The 1,579-nt window shown below is 64.9% G+C and carries 1 protein-coding gene; it reads left to right on the top strand.

What is annotated here, in order from left to right; translation table 11 throughout:
• A partial coding sequence (locus C7476_RS27740; protein ID WP_114433121.1) for an autotransporter domain-containing protein occupies positions 1 to 1,579 on the top strand: 1,579 nt, incomplete at both ends.

The following is a 1,579-nucleotide window of genomic DNA, read 5'->3' on the forward strand; positions in this document are numbered from 1 at the left end:
GGCCGCCTGGCAGCCCTTTCCGCCAATGCCGGCGGTACGGTTGCGCCGGGCCATTCGCTCGGTGTCTTGCATGTCAGCGGCGATGTCACCTTCCTGCCTGGCAGTGTCTACGAGGTGGAGGTTGCGGGTCAGGAGAGTGACCAGATCAAGGTGGACGGCGAGGCCTATTTGCTGGGCGGCGTCGTTTCCATCAGGCCGGAGGCGGGAGCCAAGCCGCTGACGCCTTCCGAGCTCGTTGCGCTGCGCGATCGCCCTTACACGATCCTGACTGCCGCCGGCGGCGTGAACGGCATGTTCGATGCGGTCGAGCCCGGTTACGTGTTCATCGGCGCGAGCCTTGCCTATGACGCGACCAGCGTCAAGGCTACCCTTGCCCGCAACGGCGTCGCCTTTGAATCCGCGGGTTCGACCTACAATGAACGGGCCCTGCTCGGCGGAATCGACAGCGCCGGCTTCGGCAATCCGCTGCATGATATGATCGTCGTTGCCGACAACAGGGAAATGCCGGCCGGGATCGCAGCCGGGATCAGCGGCAGCCTGGTGTCGGCGACGCTCGCAGGTGTCCTCGCCAGGGATGCAAGCGTGATCGGCAATGCGGCGCAAAACCGTCTCCGCGCGGCCTTCGATGGTGTCACCGTCAAGGAGCAGGCGGTGATAGCGTCACCCTTGGCTTACGCTCCGGCGGCCAAGCCCGGCCCTGCCTTCGATGCACATCCCGAGCTTGCCGAAGCACATCCTGAGCTTGTCGAGGGGGCACCTGCGACGACCGCCTTGTGGGGCGAGGCCTATGGCGCTTTCGCGCATGCGGACGGCGACGGCAACGCCGCGGGCTACAGCCGCAATACCGGCGGGTTCGTTACCGGGCTCGACGGTGTGGTGGCCGAGACGTGGCGTATGGGTGTGCTTGCCGCTTATGGCAATACGTCGCTCGACAGCGGCGCTTCGAATGCCTCGGCCGACAGCTATTCGGTCGGGCTTTATGGCGGCACTGCGTGGGACAATCTGCGTTTGAGCCTCGGCGCGGCTCTTACCCAAAATGAGATCGACACAGACCGCACGGCGGCTTTCGGCAATCTTCTCAACCGACACAGCGCGTCCTGGGCCGCGAAGACCGTGCAGGTTTTCGGTGAGCTCGGCTATTCGCTAAAGACGGCTTACGCCGATTTCGAGCCCTTCGCCGCGGCGAGTTACGTGCACCTGAAGTCCGGTGGCTTTCAGGAAAGCGGCGAGATCAGCAATCTGACCGGGCTGGCGGACACAACGGACCTGACGACGACGACACTCGGCCTGCGAGCATCGCGCAGCTTTGCCATAAGCCAGACCGTCGCGCTCGAGGCACACGGCATGCTCGGCTGGAGCCATGCCTTCGGCGATGTGACACCGGAGCAGCGCCTGGCCTTTGCCGGCGGCCAGCCGTTTGACGTCAAAGGTCTGCCGGTGGCGCGGGATACCGGCCTCGTCGAGGCGGGGTTCGATGTGGGTATTGGCAAGGCGACGACGCTCGGCCTGACCTATAGCGGCCAGTTCTCCGACAGTGCCAGCGACAATGCGGTGAAGGCGGATCTGACGGTGCGGTTCT

This window comes from Phyllobacterium bourgognense (assembly GCF_003337575.1).
Lineage (GTDB): Bacteria > Pseudomonadota > Alphaproteobacteria > Rhizobiales > Rhizobiaceae > Phyllobacterium > Phyllobacterium bourgognense.